The 14,847-nt window shown below is 71.2% G+C and carries 10 protein-coding genes; 7 read left to right on the top strand and 3 right to left on the bottom strand.

The window, feature by feature from the left end:
* A partial coding sequence (locus tag ACWEPL_RS45840) for a BTAD domain-containing putative transcriptional regulator (RefSeq protein ID WP_452439929.1) occupies nucleotides 1-1,427 on the bottom strand: 1,427 nt, incomplete at its 3' end.
* A 129-nt stretch (nucleotides 1,428-1,556) separates the two neighbouring features.
* Between ACWEPL_RS45840 and ACWEPL_RS45835 the strand changes: the two genes are divergently transcribed.
* The 6 genes from ACWEPL_RS45835 (at nucleotide 1,557) to ACWEPL_RS45810 (ending at nucleotide 12,123) form a co-directional block, all read left to right on the top strand.
* Nucleotides 1,557-2,903: a CHAP domain-containing protein gene (locus tag ACWEPL_RS45835; protein WP_452439928.1), complete on the top strand. Its 1,347-nt coding sequence runs from the start codon at nucleotides 1,557-1,559 to the stop codon at nucleotides 2,901-2,903.
* 72 nt (nucleotides 2,904-2,975) lie between these two features.
* Nucleotides 2,976-4,427, top strand: a complete 1,452-nt coding sequence (locus ACWEPL_RS45830) for a GH25 family lysozyme (protein ID WP_452439927.1) — start codon at nucleotides 2,976-2,978, stop codon at nucleotides 4,425-4,427.
* A 249-nt stretch (nucleotides 4,428-4,676) separates the two neighbouring features.
* Nucleotides 4,677-6,194 (top strand): RtcB family protein, encoded by a 1,518-nt coding sequence (locus tag ACWEPL_RS45825; protein WP_452439926.1) that lies wholly within the window; start codon nucleotides 4,677-4,679, stop codon nucleotides 6,192-6,194.
* Between the two features lie 69 nt (nucleotides 6,195-6,263).
* Nucleotides 6,264-8,939: an AAA family ATPase gene (locus tag ACWEPL_RS45820; RefSeq protein ID WP_452439925.1), complete on the top strand. Its 2,676-nt coding sequence runs from the start codon at nucleotides 6,264-6,266 to the stop codon at nucleotides 8,937-8,939.
* A gap of 71 nt (nucleotides 8,940-9,010) precedes the next feature.
* Nucleotides 9,011-9,823 (top strand): alpha/beta hydrolase, encoded by an 813-nt coding sequence (locus tag ACWEPL_RS45815; RefSeq protein WP_452439924.1) that lies wholly within the window; start codon nucleotides 9,011-9,013, stop codon nucleotides 9,821-9,823.
* A 131-nt stretch (nucleotides 9,824-9,954) separates the two neighbouring features.
* Nucleotides 9,955-12,123: an AAA family ATPase gene (locus ACWEPL_RS45810; RefSeq protein ID WP_452439923.1), complete on the top strand. Its 2,169-nt coding sequence runs from the start codon at nucleotides 9,955-9,957 to the stop codon at nucleotides 12,121-12,123.
* On the opposite strand, the gene ACWEPL_RS45805 is transcribed toward ACWEPL_RS45810, so the two are convergent.
* Entirely contained in the window at nucleotides 12,081-12,674 is a 594-nt protein-coding gene (locus tag ACWEPL_RS45805; protein WP_363971696.1) for a class I SAM-dependent methyltransferase, read from the bottom strand. The two genes, ACWEPL_RS45810 and ACWEPL_RS45805, sit on opposite strands and share 43 nt — an antisense overlap.
* A 4-nt stretch (nucleotides 12,675-12,678) precedes the next feature.
* Nucleotides 12,679-12,882, bottom strand: coding sequence for a 2TM domain-containing protein (locus tag ACWEPL_RS45800; protein ID WP_363971694.1), 204 nt, complete (start codon nucleotides 12,880-12,882; stop codon nucleotides 12,679-12,681).
* 261 nt (nucleotides 12,883-13,143) lie between these two features.
* On the opposite strand from ACWEPL_RS45800, the gene ACWEPL_RS45795 reads away from it, so the two are divergent.
* Entirely contained in the window at nucleotides 13,144-14,766 is a 1,623-nt protein-coding gene (locus ACWEPL_RS45795) for an FAD-dependent oxidoreductase (protein ID WP_452439922.1), read from the top strand.
* Nucleotides 14,767-14,847 lie beyond the last annotated feature (81 nt).

The raw sequence follows: 14,847 nt of genomic DNA, 5'->3' as shown, positions 1-14,847 counted from the left end.
CACAGCCGCCGTCTGCGAGCGGGTCGCCATGATGGGTCCTCCAAGATTTGGACGTTCGGCAGGAAGATGTCGAGGCCGACGATGCGCGCCGCCGCCTCCGGGTCGCCGGTGATCCGCTCCTCGCCCGCGATGCGGATGAGCAGGTCGATGCCCGCTTCGGGCGGCAGCATGCCGAGGTCGACGAGCATGGCGCCGGACAGCCCGGCGAGCCGGTTCCTGGAGGTGACGATCACCGCGCAGCCCTCGCTGCCCGGCAGCAGCGGGCGTACCTGAGCCTCCGAGGCGGCGTCGTCCAGCACGATCAGCCGGCGCCGGTCGGCCAGCAGCGTCCGGTAGCGGCTGGCGCGCTCCTCCAGCGTGAGCGGGAGCGGCGCGCCGGTGGGCTCAAGCTCGCGCAGCAGCCGCCCGAGCACCTCCTCGGCACCGGCCGGCGTGCCTGTGGTGCCGCGCAGCTCGACGTGGAGCTGCCCGTCGGGATAGTGGTGCGCGATCTCGTGCGCCGTACGCAGTGCCAGGGCGGACTTCCCGACGCCGCCCTGGCCGGAGATGACGCAGATCGGGGTGGCGCCGGGGCCGGTGAGATGATCGCGCAGCGCCAGGATCTCCTTCTCGCGCCCGGTGAAGTCGGGCACGGGGGAGGGCAGTTGGCGAGGCATGCGGGGCGCGGCCTTGACCGGCCTGGCCAGCGCGGGGTCCGAACGCAGGATGGCCTCCTGTGCCTGGCGCAGCTCGGGCCCGGGCTCGACGCCCATCTCCTCGATCAGCACCCGGCGGCCCTTCTGGAAGACGGTCAGCGCGTCGGCCTGCCTGCCCACCCGGTACAGGGCCACCATGAGGTCGCGGCGCAGCCGCTCTCGCGTCGGGTGCAGCGCGACCAGCTCGGCCAGCTCGTCGATGAGCCGCTCGTCCTGCCCGGCCGCGAGGTCCGCGGCGATCCGCTCCTCGGTGACCGCCAGTCTCAGCTCTTCCAGCCGCACGGCTTCCGCGCGCAGGTAGGCGCCGCCGATCCCGCCCAGGGCCTCGCCGCGCCAGAGCCGCAGAGCCGTACGGAAGGTTTCGGCCGCCTCTTCGTGCCGCCCCTGCTGGGAGGACTGCCTGCCCTGGGTGACGAGCCGCTGGAAGAGGTCCCGGTCCAGGACGTCCGGGGGGATCTCGGCCAGGTAGCCGAGCCGGTGGGAGACGATGACGTCGGGCAGCCCCGCGCCGGTGAAGGCTCTTCGCAGCGAGGCGACGTAGGTCTGCAGCACGCCGCGGGCGGTCGTCGGCGGATCGTCCTCCCAGATCGCCTCGATCAGCCTGTCGACCGTGACGAGGCGGCCCGCCTCCAGCAGGAGCGCGGCCAGCAGCGACTGCGGCTTGGCGCCCCCGAGGAGCACCTGCCGTCCCCCGGTCCACACTTCCACCGGTCCCAGGAGCCGTAACTCCATGTGAATCTCCCAGGTTTCGTGCCCGCACCGATCATGCCAGTACGGACCGGTACAGCGCTATTGCAGTCCATTTGGAGAGACCCCGACCAGTCTCAGTTCTCGTCAAGCAACGCAAGCGAGAGGGACGTCATGAAGAACTCGATGGCCAAGCGCGCCACCACCTGCCTGCTGTCGGCGACGATCTCGGTGGTCGGGCTGCAGGCGGCCGTCGCCGCCCCGGCCTCCGCGGCGAGCCGGGACACGATCGTCTCGGTCGCGCAGGCGGAAGCCGGCAAGGCGGCCCGTAACAAGGAGAACCCCATGGGCAGCGGGTGCAACTACTACACAGGGGTCTTCCGCACGTGGAAGTCGGCCTCCGGCTGCGGTGCGGGGGACGGCGTGCAGTTCCGCAACAGCGACTGGTGCGCCGACTTCTCCAAGTACGTCTGGAAGACCGCCGGGGTGCGCTACGCGGACGTGGCCGAGACCAGCGGGGGCATCCTGACCGGCTGGGCCTCCTCCTTCAAGGACTACGGGACCACGTACGGCACCTGGCACGCCCGCTCCAGCGGTTACACCCCTCAGCCCGGGGACGCGCTGGTGTTCGACTGGGACCAGAGCGGGGACATCGACCACGTCGGCATCGTCACCTCGTCCAACGCGAGCACCGTCTACACGATCGAGGGCAACAGCGGCGACGCGATCAAGGCCCACAGCTACTCGCGATCGGACATCGACATCGTCGGTTACTCCTCACCGGTCGGCATCGACGGCGGTTCGCCGAACCTCGGCGTCCTGGAGTTCTACCTGTCCGACAGCCAGAGCTCGAACGTGGCCACCCGCCCGGTCATCGCGTACGGCAACAGTCCCATGGTCCCGATCCGTGGTGACTGGGACGGTGATGGCAAGGACACGGTCAGCAGCTTCGACCCGACCACGGCCACCTTCTACCTGTCCAACACCCCGGAAACCGGAGCGGCCTCCTACACCTTCCGTTACGGCGACGCCGGTGCCGCCCCGCTGGTCGGTGACTGGGACGGTGATGGCAAGGACAACGTCGGGGTCCGTATGGGCAACACCTTCTACATGCGCACCAGCCCTGTCACCAGTGGCACCGAGACGACGACCTCCGTCGCCTACGGTGACGCCGACATGGTCCCTCTGGTCGGTGACTGGGATGGTGACGGCAAGGACACCGTCAGCGCCTACAGCGCCACGAATGCCACGTTCTACCTGTCCAATACTCCTCAGACCGGAGCGGCGTCTTACACCTTCCGTTACGGCGACGCCGGTGCCGCCCCGCTGGTCGGTGACTGGGACGGTGACGGTAAGGACAACGTCGGGGTCCGCATGAACGGCACCTTCTACATGCGTACCAGCCCCGTCACCAGCGCCACCGAGACCACCACCTCCATCGGCTACGGCGACCCCTCCGACCTGCCCCTCATCGGCGACTGGGACGGCAACCACATCGACTCCCAGGGCATCGTCCGCTGACCCACCCCCCGACACGGGGGCGGACAGGAAACCCGCCCCTGTTGGAACCGGAGAAATCTCATGATCAGATCCATGCGGGCCGTCCGTGTCATGGCCGGAGTGGCCGCGTTCGTATCGGTGATCGCCCTGGGGGTGCAGCCGGCGCAGGCCGCCGTCCCGGCGGGATACACGGTCGGCGGCACCGACGTCTCCAACCACGCCGGAACGATCGACTGGGCGCAGACGGCGGCCAAGGGCGTCAAGTTCGGCTGGGCGAAGGCCACTGAGGGCCTCGACTTCGTCGATGCGACGTACAACGCCAACTACCACAATGCCAAGGCCAACGGCGTCTACATCGGGGCCTACGCCTTCGGCCGCCCGGACAAGGGCGTGAACACCGGAAAGGCCCAGGCGGACTGGCTGATCTCCCATGCCCAGTACGTCAACGACGGCAAGACCCTCCCCCTGCAGCTCGACATCGAGTGGCCCTGGTGGACCACGTCCGCCCCGATGTATCCCTGCTACGGGTTGTCGACCACTCAGATGGTCACCTGGATTCGCGACTTCGTGAACGAGGTCAAGGCGCAGACCGGCCGGGAAGCGGCCATCTACACCAATCCCAACTGGTGGAACCAGTGCACGGGGAGCAACAAGTCGTTCTCGGCCAACCCTCTGGAGACCTCCAACTACAGCGGGTCCCCCGGGGCGTTGCCCGCGGGCTGGTCACGCTTCACCGCCTGGCAGTACGCCGGCTCCTCCAGCACCCTTCCGGGCTCGCCGACGGTGTTCAACGGCAGCCTGGCCGACCTGGCGGCCTTCGCCGGTTCGCCGAGTCTCGGTGTCCTGGAGTTCTACCTGTCCGACAGCCAGAGCTCGAACGTGGCCACCCGCCCGGTCATCGCGTACGGCAACAGTCCGATGATCCCGATCCGCGGTGATTGGGACGGTGATGGCAAGGACACGGTCAGCAGCTTCGACCCGACCACGGCCACCTTCTACCTGTCCAACACCCCGGAAACCGGAGCGGCCTCCTACACCTTCCGTTACGGCGACGCCGGTGCCGCCCCGCTGGTCGGCGATTGGGACGGTGATGGCAAGGACAACGTCGGGGTCCGTATGGGCAACACCTTCTACATGCGCACCAGCCCTGTCACCAGTGGCACCGAGACGACGACCTCCGTCGCCTACGGTGACGCCGACATGGTCCCTCTGGTCGGTGACTGGGACGGTGACGGCAAGGACACCGTCAGCGCCTACAGCGCCACGAATGCCACGTTCTACCTGTCCAACACTCCTCAGACCGGAGCGGCTTCTTACACCTTCCGTTACGGCGATGCCGGTGCCGCCCCGCTGGTCGGTGACTGGGACGGCGACGGCAAGGACAACGTCGGGGTCCGCATGAACGGCACCTTCTACATGCGTACCAGCCCCGTCACCAGCGCCACCGAGACCACCACCTCCATCGGCTACGGCGACCCCTCCGACCTGCCCCTCATCGGCGACTGGGACGGCAACCACATCGACACCCAGGGCATCGTCCGCTAACGGGTAGCCGGTGATCCGGATAGCGCGTGGGGCGTGCCGCCCGCAGGCGGCACGCCCCGCCGCCGTGAGCGGAGACGTAAATCCGTGGTGTGGGCGGCGCGTGCCGTACTACAGTCGGACACGCCTTCACCTCGCGGCTGCTGAACCACGAGGCCCACGGCGACGGCCCCGATCCGTCGCCCTCTCCGGCGCGCTTTCGACCGCGCCCGTTCTTGCATCGCTTTCAGCAGCCCGAAGGACTTCACCATCATGCGCACCCGTCAGGACCGCCGTCTCATGCGCCGAGACGAGCAGTGGCTCACCCTCCCGAACCCTTGGGACGTCCCCGTCGACATCTGCGCCGACGAACGTGTGCCTCTCGAACCGGCCGCCGTCGACGAAGTGCTGTCCGTCCTGGAGACCGCCGACACCCTCGCCCGCCTCGCCGAGGCCGTACCCGGCCACGACGGCCCGCCGCCCAGCCTGATCCGCCTCGTCCTCACCCCCGACTTCCACAAGGGCGCGGGCATCCCGATCGGCACGGTCATCGAGACCGAGGGCGCGCTGCTCCCGCAGGCGGTCGGCAACGACGTCAACTGCGGCATGCGGCTGGAGGTCACCTCACTCACCGTGGAGCAGGTACGGCCGCGCCTGGACGCCCTGGAACGGCGGCTGCGGCACCTGTTCTTCGAGGGCGGCCGCCGCATCGCCCTCACCCCCGCCCAGCGGGAGGCACTCCTGCGCGACGGGCTCCCGGGGCTCCTGCTCACCGGCGACGCCCCCTGGCAGGGCCACCAGCCGACCGACACCGAGGACTGCCTGGACCGCATGCACGCTCCGGCGTACCCGACCGGCACCGCCGAGGCGTTCGCCGACTGGATCACCAGCGCGGGCGGCACCGAGGCCGCCAGCCACGACAGTCTCATCGGCAGCATCGGCGGCGGCAACCACTTCGCCGAACTGCAGTACGTGGCACGGATCCACGATCCCGCCGCCGCGTACGCGTGGGGCCTGACAGCGGGCGCGGTCGTCCTGATGGTGCACAGCGGCTCACTGGCGCTGGGACACCAGGCCAACGCCACAGCGCTGGACCGGCTGCGTCAGACCTGGCCGCCGGGGTTGTCGCGACCCCGCAACCAGATCCTGCCGTTCCTGCTGAACGAGCGCACGGCCGCCGCCCGGCGCCGCTACCTGGACGCGTTCGGCAACGCCGCCAACTTCGCCTCAGGCAATCGGTTCTTCCTCGCCCTCACCATGCGGGCCGGGCTCGCCGCCGAATGCGGCCGGATGACGGCGCGGCTGGTCTACGACGCGCCGCACAACCTGTTCTGGCAGGAGGAGGACCGCGTCATCCACCGCAAAGGCGCGACGCCGGCGGGTGGTCACGAGCAGATGACCGGCGGCCCGTACGCGATGTGGGGCGAGCCCGTGATCGTGCCCGGGTCCATGGGAGCGTCCAGCTACCTGCTGCGGGGCCGCGGCAACGCCCGCACGCTGGCCAGCGCCTGCCACGGCGCCGGACGGCGCGTCCCGCGCGGCGCCACCGCACGGGCCGGCGACCATGATCTCGACGCGTTCCTGCGCGAGTTCCGCGTGGTCACGCCGCTGGACCACCGCGATCCGACCGTGGCGCGCCGTGCGGACGTGATGGCGGCCTGGCGGCGCGACCTCAAGCAGGAAGCTCCGTGGGCGTACAAGGACATCGGACCCGTGGTGTCGAGCCTGCACGCGGGAGGTGTGGCGGACCCGGTGGCCGAGCTGCGCCCGCTCCTCACCGTCAAGGGCTGACCGCCTTCCCCGCGCACGGCACAGGCACCTCGACGACCCGGGTTGCCGACGTCCGGATAGGGTTCGTGCGTGCGCCACGGTGAGCTCGTCGGACGGGACGAGGAACGATCGCGGCTCGTGGCGCTGCTGGGCGACGAGGCCGGCCCGGTCCTGGTGCTCTGGGGTGAGGCCGGCCTCGGCAAGACGGCGTTGCTGGACGGGCTGGCAGCGGCGGCCGCCGGGTTCCGAGTGGTGCGCGGCGCCGGGACGGAGGCGGAGCGGGACCTGGCGTACGCCGGGCTGCATCAGCTGATCTCCCCGCTGCTGCCGGACTCGGCCGGCTTGGATCCCGGGCACCGGGCGGCGATCGACGCGGCCTTCACCGGGACCACCGGTGCCGCGCCGCAGGTGATGGCGCTCGGCATCGCCGTACTGGACCTGCTCACGCTCGTGTCGGCGGCCACGCCGTTGCTGCTGGTCGTCGATGACGGGCAATGGCTGGACGCGCCGAGCGCGCAGGTGCTCGCGTTCACCGCGCGGCGCCTCGCGGGTACCGCGGTGCGCGTGGCGATCGCGGTGCGCGCGGAGGTGCCGTCACCGTTCGACGGGGCCGGGCTGCCGGAGCTGGTCCTGGAGCCGCTGACCGAGCACGCCGCCGCCGAGTTGCTCGACCTGCGGCAAGCCGGGCTCGACCCGTACCGCCGGAATCTGATCTTGCGGACCGCGGCCGGGAATCCGCTGGCGCTGCTCGAATTGCCCCGATCCACGTTGCTGGACTCCGGCACGATGACGCTGTCGCGGCGGCTGGAGCAGGTCTACGGCGGGCGGCTGCGCGAGCTGCCCAAGCAGGAGCGCGGCGAGCTGCTTCGGGCGGCGCTGGACGGCGCGGGTGCCGGATCGGCCCGCAGGGTCGGTGCGGTCCGGTACCGGATGCGCGGCGTCGGCCGGGCGGTCGAGGCGGGCCTGCTGGCCCCGGACCCGGCCGGCGGGGAGCCGGTGTTCCGGCATCCTCTCGTGCGGTCGGCCGTCGTCCAGGCCGCGACGCCGAACGAGCGCCGCGCCGCCCACGCCGACCTCGCCCGGCTGCACCGCGACAGCCCGGAACGGCGGGCCGTGCACCTGGCCGCCGCCACCGTCGACCCGGACGACGACGTCGCGGCGGCCCTCGAAGTGGCGGCTGTCTCGGCGACCAGGCGCGGCGGCGCCGCGATCGCGATCACCTGGCTGACCCGTGCCGCGGAACTGAGCCGCCGCTCCGCCGACCGGTCCCGGCTGCTGGCCGACGCGGCGTTCGTCGCCGGGCAGGCCGGCTTGCTCGACACGGCGCAGGGCCTGGCCGAGGACGCCGCGGTGGACGGCCCGGCGGCGGTGATCACCGCCGGATTCGTGGCGCTGTACCGCGACGGCGATGTCGCCGCGAATCACCGGCGGATCTCGGCACTGCTCGAGTCCGGGATCGACGACGCCCGGCTGACCGAACGTGCGCTGAGCCTGCTGCTGGCGATCAGCCAGTTCGCCGTCGATCCGGTCCGCTGGGCGCGCACCGACGCGCTTTTCGACCGGTTCGGTGGCGGGGTCAGCCCGTCGACGGCGATCGTGCGGGACGCGTGGGGTGACGTCGTGAACCGCGGCCACGGTGTGCCGGAGCGGATCGCCGAGGTGCTCGCCGGGCCGGCCGCCGTCGCGCCGTGGCATGCGATGCGGCTGATGGTCTCCGCGTTCTACCTGGGAGTGCTGGGCGAACATCGGGCGTTGCTGCGGCGCATGGTCGACAGGGAGGCGGAGTCCGGCGCGGTCACCAGCGTGATGACCCTGCTCCAGGTGGTGATGCTCGATCAGATCGCCACCGGTGCGTGGGCGGAGGCCGAGCAGACCGGCCGCCGTGGCCTGGACCTCACCACCGAGCACGGGTACGGGCTGTTCGCCCAGGCGTTCCGGGCATTCCTCGGGCTGCTGGCGGCGTACCGCGGCGACCTGGCCCGGGCCCGCGAGCTGCAGGCGGCCGTGGACGCCTGGGGGCGGCCGCGCGGGGTGGGGTTCCTGACCGAGTACGCGGAGGCGATCGGCGCCGCCGCCGCGCTCAGCGAGGGTGAGTACGAGACCGCGTACGCCTACGCTGCCGGGATCACCACCCCTGGCGGGTTCACCCGGTACTCGCAGCAGGCCACCCGTACCCTGCTCGACCTGGTCGAGGCCGCCACGCACACGGGCCGGCACGCCGCCGCCCGCGCGCACGCCGAAGCCGCCCGGGACGCGGGCCTGCCGGCACTCTCCCCACGCCTGGCGCTGCTCACCGCAGGGGCGCTGGCGATCACCGCGCCGCAGGAGGAGGCCGGTGCGCTGTTCGCCGCCGCGGTCGCACACCCCGCGGGCGCGGCGTTCCCGTTCGAGCTGGCCCGCATCCGGCTGGCGTACGGCGTGTGGCTGCGGCGCGCCCGCGAGCTGGTCCTGGCCCGCCAGGCGCTGAGCGAGGCGCTCGGCGCGTTCGACCGGCTCGGCGCCGTGACCTGGGCCGAGCGGGCCCGCACCGAACTGCGCGCGGCCGGCAAACCGACCCGGGCCCACCGCGACGCGGTGGCCACGCTGACCCCGCACGAACGGCAGATCGCCGAGCTGGCCGCCACCGGGCTGAGCAACCGGGAGATCGGGGCGCGGCTGTTCCTGTCTCCGCGTACGGTCGGCGCGCACCTGTACAAGATCTTCCCGAAGCTCGGCATCACCTCCCGCGCCTCTCTGCGCGACGCGCTGCGGACGGACACGACTTAGGTCATCTGACAGATCAGCGGGCACCGGCTGTCCGGCGATATTTGCCGTATCGCCCCACGAAGGAGCCCGCGATGACCATCACCGCAATCCCTGTCGTCTTCATCCACGGCCTCTGGTTGCACGCCGGCTCGTGGCAGCCATGGGCCGACCGGTTCGCCGCCCGCGGCTATGCGCCGCTCATGCCCGGCTGGCCCGGCGAACCCGGCACCGTCGAGGCGGCCCGCCGCGACCCGCTCGCCGTGGCCGGGCTCGGCATCGACGATGTCACCGGCCACTACGCGGCCATCATCCGTGACCTGCCGGAGGCGCCGGTGCTCGTCGGCCACTCGTTCGGCGGGCTGTTCGCGCAGAAGCTGCTCGGTCTCGGCCTCGGGCGCGCCGCCGTGGCCATCGACCCGGCGCCGGTCAAGGGGGTCAAGCCACTGCCGTTCGCCCAGCTACGCTCTGCCTTCCCGGTGCTCGGCAACCCGGCCAACCGGCGCCGCTCGGTGTCGCTGACCGCGGCCCAGTTCCGCTACGGCTTCGGGAACGCGATCAGCCGGAACGAGTCCGACGAACTGTTCGGCAGGTGGACCATCCCGTCACCGGGCCGCCCGCTCTTCGAGGCCGCGCTGGCGAACTTCACCCGCACGTCGCCGGCCGCGGTCGAGACCGGCAACGCCGCCCGAGGGCCGTTGCTGTTCATCTCCGGTCAGGAGGATCACACGGTGCCGGACGTGGTCACGCGTGCGGCGTACAAACTGTATGGCGACTCACCCGCGATCACCGACCTCAAGCAGTTCCCCGGGCGCGGGCACTCGCTCGTCGTGGACAGCGGGTGGCGGCGGGTCGCGGACTATGCCCTGGAATGGCTGGCCCGCCACCCGATGGAGGTCGGCCGTTGATCGCGGTCGGCAATCTGATCGACGGTTCGGGGGTGGGAACAGGCATGGCGACGTCGTCGCCTCGTGACGCCGATGGCGAAGGACGGTCGTCGGCCTCCGGCGGAAACCTGCGGTTACAGATTCTCGGTCCGTTGCGGCTGTGGCGGGAGGGCGTCGAGCTGGCCACCGGGCCTCGGCAACAGTCCTACCTGCTCGCGCTGCTCCTCGCACGCGCGGGCAAGCCGATCAGCACGAGCGAGTTGATCGATCTGATCTGGGGTGATGACGTCCCGGCCACGGCCGTCAACATTCTCCAGAAGTACGTGGGCTCGCTCCGGCGGTTACTCGAACCGGCGTTGCCGGCTCGCACGAACGGCACGTACCTGGAGCGCCGCGCCAACGGTTACCTGTTCGCGGGCGGCGCCGACATGCTGGACCTCCTCGCCTTCCGCGAGTTCGTCGAGGCGGCCAGAGTCAGCCTCGCGGAGCAGCGCCCCGATGTGGCGCTCGACTCTTACGTACGTGCGCTTGGGTACTGGCACGGGCCGGCGGGTGATGGGCTCTTCCACGGATCGACCGCGATGTCGATCTTCGCCGCACTGGACGGTGAGTTCTTCGACGCGTGTGCGGCGGCGGCCGAGCTCGCAGTGTCGCGGGGCCGGCCCGCGCGTGTGCTCCAGCCCCTGTACCTGGCCGCCGGGATGGCTCCGCTGCACGAAACCGTGCAAGCCGGGCTCGTCGCCGTCCTGGGCGCCGCCGGTCACCGGTCAGAGGCGCTGAAGGTCTTCCGGACGGTTCGCGCCCGGCTCGCCGGAGAGCTCGGCATCGGTCCCGGCCCGGCGCTGCTGGAGGCGTACCAGCGGGTACTGCGTCAGCCCCTGACCTCGGCCGGCGGGTACGACGCGCACGCGAGGACGGCGAGCATCACACTGCCGGCTACCGCGCCGAAGGAGCGGCCCGCGCTCGCCGGCCGCGCCGAGGAGACGCACACCGAGCAGCGGCCGGCCCCCACCCTCGGGGAGCCGCCCACCGGCGGTCTGGTCGGCCGGGTGGAGGAGCTCGCGGTGCTGCGGCAGGCGGTGGAATCGGCACGTGCCGGAGGCACGGCGCTCGTCCTCGTCGAGGGTGAGCCGGGAGTGGGAAAGACCCGCCTGCTGGAGGAGATCGGCGCCGAGGCGGGCCGGCGCGGCGCGCTGGTCGTGTGGGGGCGCTGTCTCGAGGGAGACGGCGCGCCGTCGATGTGGCTGTGGGTGCAGGCCGTCGGCGCGGTCCTTGAGGAGTTGCCCGCTGCGGCGCGGGAGGAGTGGCGGTCAGGCGAGCTCAGCCGGCTCGTGGAGCCGCCGCCGGACAGCGGAGCCCGGTTCCGTCTGATCGAGCAGGCTGTCGCCCTCGTCGGCCAGGTATCGGCGCTGCGGCCGGTGGTGCTTGTCGTCGATGACCTCCAGTGGGCCGACGTCGCCTCGCTGCAGCTGTTCGGGCAGCTGGCGGCTCGGCTACCGAGCGGCACGGTGGTCATCGGCGCGCTCCGCGACCGCGCGCCGATGCCGGGCTCGGAGCTGGCGCGGATGCTCGCCGCGGCGAGCCGGCTGCCTCGTCATCGCCGGGTCCGGCTCGGCCCGCTCGGACCGGCCGAGGTGGCGGAGCTCGTCCGCCACGAGACCGGCCGGACGCCCGGGGCCGGCGTCGCTCGCGGCATCCACGCCCGTACCGCCGGTAACCCGTTCTTCGTACGGGAGCTGTCCCGGTTCCTTGCCGACAGCGGTGAGCTCACCGAGGATGCCGCGGCGCGGGCCGGAATCCCGTTCACCGTGCGGGATGTCGTGAAGGACCGGATGGCCGGCCTTGACGACGCTGCCAGAGAGGTGTTGCGGATCGCCGCTCTCATCGGCCGGGACGTCGACCTCGCTCTGCTCGCGCGCGCCGCCGGCTTTGACGTGCAGACCTGTCTCGACCGTCTCGAGCCGTTGCAGGACCTCGGCCTGCTCGAGCCCTTTCCCGGCGACCCGTTCTCGTTCCGCTTCCCGCACGACCTGGTCCGGGAGTCGGTCGTCAGGACCATGCCACAGCGGCACGTGCCTCGGCTGAATCTGCGCGTCGCGGACGCACTGGAGCCCGCCGCCCAGGACGACGAGCATGTCGCCGAGCGCCTCAGCCGTCACCTGTGGGCTGCCGGCCCCCTGGTGGAGTCGCGCCGGACCGCGGGTGCGCGAGGAGGAAATGTGGCCGGCAGAAGGGACGCCCGGCCGCTGATCGGGTTCAGCGGCGGGGTGATGTCAGGTCAACCTCGATCGCCGGCCTCGCGTAAAGGGCGACGGCAGTAGTAGACCAGAGCAGGCGGGAGATTGGCCCACACCGTCCGGCTGATGACCACCTCCTCGAACCGCGACTGCATGGAGCGCAGCAGGCGCCGGGCCGGTGGCGCCCATCGAGCATGCACGTAGGCAAACGTGGTGAACGCGCCGTGCGGCGACAGGCTCTCCACCACCGCGGACAACACGTCGCGCTGATGGTCCTCGGTGAACGCCGCCCAAGGAAGGCCGCTGACCACGACATCGGCCTGGTGCAGCCCACGCTGCGCCAGCTCCGTGACGAGGTCGGTCGCGTCCGCACGTACGACGTCGACCGCCGGATAGAGGGCGGCCAGCTGCTGCGCGAATCGTGGATTCACCTCGACCGCTATGTGCCGGCCGCGTCCGGCGAGGCGCCGCTGGATGGCCTCGGTGAACGAGCCGGTACCCGGGCCGAGCTCCACGACGACCGGGGAGCCGGTTCCGGGCACGGCCGCGGTGGCCACCCTGGCCAGTGCCGGGCCGCTCGGCGCGACCGCGCCGACCGTCAGAGGATCGCGTACGAACTCAAGGAAGAACGACATCGCGTCAATCCCGCTGGGACGGGCTGTGCCGGACCCGGCGGGACGGCGAGCAGACCGCCCAGATGTGCCACGCCAGTCCGACGCCCCAGACGCCCAGCGAGTACAAAGGCCAGAAGAAGTGTTTCGGGGTGAAGAGCCTCCACACCACGACCTGGGCCAGATTGACCACGACATAGGAAATGACGTGAGCCGCCAAGCCCCGCTTCATTTGCTGTGGACTTCTTCTCGCACTCATTCCGACCAGCCGCCCCGTTTCCCATGCCGACCTTACGACGGTGCCAGGCTAGATCGGCCAACTTGACGACGACGGAACTGTCCGTGGATCTTTCATGCAGTACTCGTGAAGTGCCCGGCCCTACGCTGACCCGCGATCGAACCTGCCGAGAGAGGAGGCCGCCCGAATGAGATCCCTGTCCACAAGGGCCCATGCCGTCCCGGCGAGGGCAGCGCGACCCCACGGAGGAACCACGTGAGCGACGGTGCGGCGCAGCGCGGTCCGGTCCTGGACGACGAGCAGTCCCGCCGGCTCGCCGAGTACGGCGAGGTGGAGCACGTCAAGGCCGGCCAGGTTCTGTACGCGTCCGGCGACGACTCCTACGACTTCTTCCTGCTCCTGACGGCGAGCGTGGACATCGTCCGGAACGCGACGGCGATCGAGCCGGAACGTCTGATCTACCACGGCGGCCCCGGCGACTACCTCGGCGAGCTCAATCTCCTGACCGGTCAGTACGTCTACCTGACCGCTCGAGTGGTGACCGCCGGGACACTCGTCCGGATCGGTGCGGCGATGTTGCGCCGGGTCCTCGCCGAGCAGGTCGACATCGCCGACCTGTTGCTTGAGGCGTTCCGGGAACGGCGCGAGTTCATCCGCTCGGTGGCCGGCAACGCCCTGGAGATCGTCGGCCGGCCGGACGCCGCCGAGACACTCGCGCTGCGCACCTATGTGACGCAGTTGCTCCTGCCGCATTCCTGGCTCGATGCGACCTCGGACTCCGGGCGCTCGCTGATGACGTCTGCCGGGCTCGCAGAGGACGAACTTCCGGCGGCGATTGCCGGCGGCTCGGTGCTGCGACGCGCGACGCCGGGAACGCTCGCGGAGGTGCTCGGCCTCACCTACCGGCCCGACGGACGTCCCGTTGATCTCGTCGTGGTGGGCGCGGGCCCGGCGGGCCTGGCCGCCGCCGTGTACGGGGCGTCCGAGGGCCTTGTCACCGTATTGCTGGATCGAAGCGGGCTCGGCGGCCAGGCCGCCAAGAGCGCCAGGATCGAGAACTACCTGGGCTTCCCGCACGGGGTCAGCGGCGCGGATCTCACCCGGCTGGCGATGGTCCAGGCGCTCAAGTTCGGTGTGCGGATCTACTCGCCCTGTGCGGCGGCGGGCCTCGATCTCTCCGATGATCGACGGCCGGCCGTCCTGCTGGAGGACGGCTCGCGCATCGAGTGCCGTGCGGTGATCGCCGCCACCGGGGCGCACTACCGGAGCCTCGACATCCCGCGATGGGCGACGTTCGAGAAGTCGGGCTGCATCCGGTACGCGGCGACCGACCTGGACGTCCGGGAGTACGAGAATCAGCCGGTGACGGTCGTCGGGGGCGCCAACTCGGCCGGGCAGGCAGCCCTGTCCCTTGCCGCCCGCGGCGCCACGGTGGATCTGATCATTCGCGGTGCCGATCTCGGGACTCGGATGTCGTCCTACCTGGCCGACCGAATCCAGGCGCATTCCCGGATCAAGGTCCACGCCGCCAGCACGGTCCGCGAACTGGCGGGCGACGGCACTCTCGCGTCGATCGCCGTCGAGGGGTCCGGTGGACGCCGGGAGCGGCTGGCCTGCCGCGGCCTGTTCTGCTTCATCGGCGCTGACCCGGTGTCGGGCTGGCTGACCGGCGTGGCCAAGGACGACGACGGCTTCATCCTCACGGACAGCCGGCTGCCTGCCGGATCGTCCGGTACGCCCCTGCCGTTCCAGACGAGCGCATCCCGGGTCTTCGCGGTCGGCGACCTCCGCTCAGGCTCGACGAAACGAGTGGCCACCGCCGTGGGCGACGGTGCGAGCGCGGTCTCATCCGTCCACGCGGCGCTCGCGAGCGACTGACGGTCCAGCGCTGAGGTCCCGGCCGAGCGCGGTTGCGGCGGCCACCACCCGCCGGGCGGTTTCCTTTGTGGCGGGTTAATA

This window comes from Nonomuraea sp. NPDC004186 (assembly GCF_053603495.1).
The sequence above is the reverse complement of the archived record's forward strand: the minus strand, read 5'-3'. Positions and strand labels throughout refer to the sequence as shown.

Excerpts from the sequence above, each read along its gene's own strand:
- ACWEPL_RS45835 (WP_452439928.1), top strand. The coding sequence starts at position 1,557 with ATGAAGAACTCGATGGCCAAGCGCGCCACCACCTGCCTGCTGTCGGCG.
- ACWEPL_RS45830 (WP_452439927.1), top strand. The coding sequence starts at position 2,976 with ATGCGGGCCGTCCGTGTCATGGCCGGAGTGGCCGCGTTCGTATCGGTG.
- ACWEPL_RS45825 (WP_452439926.1), top strand. The coding sequence starts at position 4,677 with ATGCGCACCCGTCAGGACCGCCGTCTCATGCGCCGAGACGAGCAGTGG.
- ACWEPL_RS45815 (WP_452439924.1), top strand. The coding sequence starts at position 9,011 with ATGACCATCACCGCAATCCCTGTCGTCTTCATCCACGGCCTCTGGTTG.
- ACWEPL_RS45805 (WP_363971696.1), bottom strand. The coding sequence starts at position 12,674 with ATGTCGTTCTTCCTTGAGTTCGTACGCGATCCTCTGACGGTCGGCGCG.
- ACWEPL_RS45800 (WP_363971694.1), bottom strand. The coding sequence starts at position 12,882 with ATGAAGCGGGGCTTGGCGGCTCACGTCATTTCCTATGTCGTGGTCAAT.